The organism is Chamaesiphon sp. OTE_20_metabat_361 (assembly GCF_031364565.1).
In genome coordinates, this window is sequence record NZ_JANLWO010000377.1 from 1 (window position 1) to 5076 (window position 5076).

The window sequence follows — 5076 nt, forward strand, 5'->3', positions numbered from 1 at the left end:
TCCTGTTACTGATGGCCAGCAAAAATGTATTTGCACAGTGCAGACCGTGACTAGACAAGTTTGCCTCAAGTCCACTGAAGTGGACTGCCAGATTCTTTAGTCCACTTCAGTGGACTTGAGCTGTTAGCCTGGGGATTCATCCCCAGGTGGTGCCAAACGGAGCTAGGAATGACCGCATGGAAATCCTCAGCCCATTGGCGTTGGCGTAGCCTGCCGTAGGCACAGCTGCTCCTACAGGAGAAACTCACATTCAGTATTAAATTGTCCCCTTATTCTTTACTTGTGCAGTCATGGATTCTACTACAGCTTCCAGTGCCAACTTCAAGAACTATGTACTAGTAACATTGGCCTACTGGGGCTTCACCATCACCGATGGTGCCCTGCGAATGCTGGTGCTGCTGTACTTTTACAACATTGGCTACACCCCCATCCAAATCGCTTCCCTGTTCCTGTTCTACGAAGTCTTCGGTGTAGTCACCAACTTTTTTGGCGGTTGGATTGGCTCCCAGTTTGGATTAAAGGTGACACTGTATACGGGGATTGGACTACAGGTAATTTCTCTAGTAATTTTGTCTTTCCTCGATCCAACTTGGACACAGTGGATTGCCGTCCCATATGTGATGGTTGCCCAGGCATTTTCGGGGATTGCCAAGGACTTGACCAAGATGAGTTCTAAAAGTGCGATCCGGTTGGTAGTGCCTCAAGATGCTCAGTCATCGCTATTCAAATGGGTCGCAGTGCTGACAGGTTCCAAGAATGCTCTCAAGGGGGCTGGCTTGTTTCTTGGTGGTGCCTTGCTGACTTCGGTGGGGTTTATTTATTCCTTGTGGATTATGGCGGGTGGACTGGCTGTAATCATGTTCTCTGGGCTATTGCTGCCCAAGGGGATGGGCAAAATCAAGAAAAAGGTCAAATTTAGCCAGCTCTTCTCGAAGAGCCGTGAAATCAATATTCTCTCGGCTGCGCGGTTCTTTCTATTTGGCTCCAGAGATGTCTGGTTTGTGGTGGGGTTGCCAGTCTTTTTACGAGGACAGTTGAACTGGTCTTTCGCTCAGGTAGGGGGCTTCTTGGCTTGTTGGGTGATTGGTTACGGCATCATTCAATTTTCGGCACCAGCCCTGCTGAAAAGATTTGGATCGGGACAGCCACCAGGATCGAAGACGATCCAGTTTTGGACATTTACGCTCGTGGGAGTCCCAGCCGCGATCGCGATTGCCCTCCAATTAAACGTCCCGCCGAATATTGCCATTGTCGGTGGACTCTGTATTTTCGGGGTGGTATTTGCTTTTAACTCAGCAGTTCATTCTTACTTGGTATTAGCCTTTACCGACGATGACAAGGTGGCTTTGAATGTGGGCTTTTACTATATGGCAAACTCTGGCGGTCGGTTGGCAGGGACGGTATTATCGGGGCTAGTTTATCAGTTTTACGGGCTGGTGGGCTGTTTGTGGACATCTGCGTTCTTTGTATTGGGAGCAGCACTAGTGACGCTAAAATTACCCGATCCTCAGCCGAGTAACGCGATCGCCTGGAAAGCTGGCGACGGCGATTAATTTTAATGACAAACGTACATATTTTTGAATCAACAAGGAACCGCTCGCGATGAACGCAACAGTAAAAAAATTCGCAACAGTTTTAGGAATGCTAGCGGTAACAGTCAGTACCACCGCAACAGCCAGCCCATCCGCCCACAGCCAATTGCTAGCGCAAGGGACTGATGGCGACGCCGGAAAAGCCACAACACCAATAGTTAAGATTGATGGTTCGAGTACGGTGTATCCGATTACTCAGGCGATCGTCAGGCTATTTGAAGCAGATCCCAGTAATAAAGGGCAGGTTGAGGTTAAAGTCTCCGGTACCACAGGCGGGTTTGAGAAATTCTGCGCTGGTAAAACCGACATCAGTAATGCTTCGCGACCAATTTTGCTAGCAGAGATGGAAACTTGCAAGAAAAATGGGGTGAGATACATGGAGTTTCCGATCGCTTTTGACGCGTTGACGATCGCCATCAATCCCCAAAATGACTGGGCAAAAGATATCACCGTCGCCGAATTGAAAAAGCTGTGGGAACCTGCTGCACAGGGCAAAATCCTCCGCTGGAAACAAGTACGAGCCTCTTGGCCCGATCGACCCATTAAACTATTTGGGGCAGGTGAAAAGTCTGGTACTTTCGATTATTTTAATGAAGCGATCGTCGGAAAATCCAAAGCTACTCGTAAAGACTATACCGCCAGTGAAGATGACGAAGCCTTGGTAGACGGAATTAGTAAAGATCCCAATGCTCTAGGTTATTTTGGTTATGCCTATTACCAAGAAAACCAAAGTAAGTTGAAACTATTAGCAGTTGACAACGGCAAAGGGGCAATCTTACCATCAACTCAAACCGTAGAAAAAAATCAATATCAGCCACTCTCTAGACCGCTGTTTATTTATGTAAATCTCCGCTCTAGTACTAATCGCCAGGTACTAGGTAAATTTGTCAGACTATATATTAATAAAGTCTCGACAGTAGCTGATTCGGTTGGGTACGTGGCTTTGCCAGACAAAGTTAGAGATATTAACTTCATTAACTTTAATCGCGGTAAGACAGGCACGGTATTTTCTGGTAAAGCTAGAATCAATTCCAAGATTTCAGATTTATTGCCAAAAAAACCAGTTTATTAGTTGTTAATTTAGAGATTTAGGGCGGTTCTCTTACAAGAGAATCGCTCATCCTGTCACCTGTAGAAATTAAGACCAATGGAGCAGCGATCGATCGAACCAATTGTCGAGAACTTGTGGTGGGTAATTCCTGGAAAACTAGCAGGAGTGCGGAAGCCAACGGCAGAGGAATTGAAAGAGTTACAAACAGAGGGAATTGGGGCGATCGTCTCAGTAATGCACGATCGATCTAATCTGGAATTATACGATCGGGAAAATATTCCTCACTTATGGCTGCCGATTCAGATTGCTAGTTCGCCGAGTCGATCGCAAGTGGCAGAATTAATCGATTTTGTCGAGCGATATCATCGTCAAGGTGTGGGGACTGCTGTCCATTGCACGGGTGGCTTACACCGAACGGGGACGATGCTAGCTGCATACATGATTTTAAATGGTGCGTCTGCTGAAGATGCGATCGAAGCGATCTCAAATGCAAATTCACAGGCAGTGCTAGAACTAGCTCAGACAGTCTTTTTACGTTCGCTCTCAGCGGAAAATAGTTAAAAGACACTGCTAATAACGGTAAGTTTAAATCGAGCGACTCGGATTAAAGTCATATAGAAGTTCAAACTGATGGAACCGCAATCGATCGAGCCAATTGTCAAAAACTTATGGTGGGTAATTCCTGGTAAATTGGCAGGTGTTCGCAAGCCAACAATTGAAGAATTGAAGGATTTACAAGCATTAGGAATTGGGGCAATTGTCTCCGTTCTTGATGACCCTTCTAATCTGGACATGTATGAGCAGCTAGGAATTCCGTTTCGGTGGTTGCCCGTTCGCGGCGGCACACCACCCGGTCGCGACCAGATTCAGGAGTTAGCCCGCTTTATTGACGAACAACAGCTTCAAGGCTTGACTGTTGCCGTCCATTGCTCCAATGGATTGCGGCGAACTGGGACGATGCTGGCTGCTTATCTGATTCATGTCGGTTCGTCATATGATTTAGCAATGCAAACAATAAATTTGGCAAATCCTCAAGTCGAACTCCGAGCAGCCCAAACTGAATTTTTGCGCTCTTTGGCAGGAGCATAAGCAATACGGCTTGGTTAGATCGATATCTGGGTAGGTTTTAGTCTGCGGAGGCAGACTTTGCATCACCAGCGGCGACTTCAGTCGCTGACTAACCGAGCCGTATCGACATAAGCAGCCATTTTTAAAGTATCCTCACCAGCTTTGTAGTTAAAAAATTGCCCGATCCGATGAAGAATTTCGACCATCCTCCCAGAATCTTATTTTTATATGGCTCATTGCGCGATCGATCCTACAGCCGCTTGGTGGCGGAAGAAGGTGCCCGCATCATTCAAGGGTTGGGCGCAGAGGTAAAGTTCTTTGACCCGCGTGATTTGCCCATTTATGGCAGCGTTCCCGATACTCACCCGAAAGTACGGGAGTTACGCGAGTTGAGCCTGTGGTCGGAAGGACAAGTTTGGTCTAGTCCAGAGCTGCACGGGCAAATTACGGGAATTATGAAAAATCAGCTCGATTGGATTCCGCTTACCATTGGGGCTGTGCGACCGACTCAAGGACGGACATTAGCTGTTATGCAGGTGAGCGGGGGTTCGCAGTCTTTTAATGCTGTGAATACGCTGCGACTATTGGGGCGATGGATGCGGATGTTTACGATTCCCAATCAATCATCCGTAGCCAAGGCATATCAAGAGTTTCACGAAGATGGGACGATGAAAGATTCGGATTATCGCGATCGCGTAATCGATGTGATGGAAGAACTCTACAAGTTTACGCTGCTATTACGAGAGCATGTTGACGATTTGACCGATCGCCATAGCGAACGCCAAGCCGCCGCTCGTGCCCTCGAAATTCAATCTCAACAGGTATCATGACTTCTACCGCATCACCACCAAAAAAACTGTCATTTCTAGATCGATTCCTGACACTGTGGATTTTTCTCGCAATGGCAATCGGTGTCAGCATCGGCTACTTCTATCCAGCAGTCGATGCTGTCATTAATCAATTCCAGGTCGGTGCTACCAATATTCCGATCGCGATCGGGCTGATTTTGATGATGTATCCACCACTTGCGAAAGTACGTTATGAAGAACTCAGCGATGTTTTTCGCAATGGTAATGTTTTAGCAATCTCGCTGATTCAAAACTGGATTATCGGCCCAGTTTTGATGTTTTTGCTGGCGATCGTGTTTTTGCGCGATTATCCCGAATACATGGTGGGACTGATTCTAATCGGGTTAGCGCGGTGTATTGCAATGGTAATTGTCTGGAGCGATCTCGCCCAGGGGAATACCGAATATACAGCCGGATTAGTGGCTTTTAATAGTATCTTTCAGGTGATTTTTTACAGTCCTTATGCTTGGTTCTTTTTGACTGTATTGCCGCCAATGTTTGGGCTAAAAAGTACTGG

The 5076-nt window shown here is 46.8% G+C and carries 6 protein-coding genes; all 6 read left to right on the forward strand.

Annotation, left to right across the window (positions count from 1 at the left end; all coding sequences use genetic code 11):
- The first annotated feature begins 290 nt into the window (after window positions 1-290).
- Window positions 291-1553, forward strand: a complete 1263-nt coding sequence (gene arsJ / locus RMO35_RS11030; protein WP_309741161.1) for an organoarsenical effux MFS transporter ArsJ — start codon at window positions 291-293, stop codon at window positions 1551-1553.
- A gap of 49 nt (window positions 1554-1602) precedes the next feature.
- The gene (locus tag RMO35_RS11035; protein WP_309741164.1) at window positions 1603-2664 is read left to right on the forward strand and encodes a PstS family phosphate ABC transporter substrate-binding protein; all 1062 of its coding nucleotides are present in this window, start codon (window positions 1603-1605) and stop codon (window positions 2662-2664) included.
- A 75-nt stretch (window positions 2665-2739) separates the two neighbouring features.
- Window positions 2740-3204, forward strand: coding sequence for a dual specificity protein phosphatase family protein (locus tag RMO35_RS11040; protein ID WP_309741166.1), 465 nt, complete (start codon window positions 2740-2742; stop codon window positions 3202-3204).
- Between the two features lie 69 nt (window positions 3205-3273).
- Window positions 3274-3732 carry a dual specificity protein phosphatase family protein gene (locus RMO35_RS11045; protein WP_309741169.1) on the forward strand — a complete coding sequence of 153 codons (459 nt, stop codon included), beginning with the start codon at window positions 3274-3276 and terminating at the stop codon, window positions 3730-3732.
- 167 nt (window positions 3733-3899) lie between these two features.
- Window positions 3900-4541: an arsenical resistance protein ArsH gene (arsH, locus tag RMO35_RS11050; protein ID WP_309741172.1), complete on the forward strand. Its 642-nt coding sequence runs from the start codon at window positions 3900-3902 to the stop codon at window positions 4539-4541.
- A partial coding sequence (locus RMO35_RS11055) for an arsenic resistance protein (RefSeq protein WP_396135650.1) occupies window positions 4538-5076 on the forward strand: 539 nt, incomplete at its 3' end. The genes arsH and RMO35_RS11055, both read left to right, overlap by 4 nt.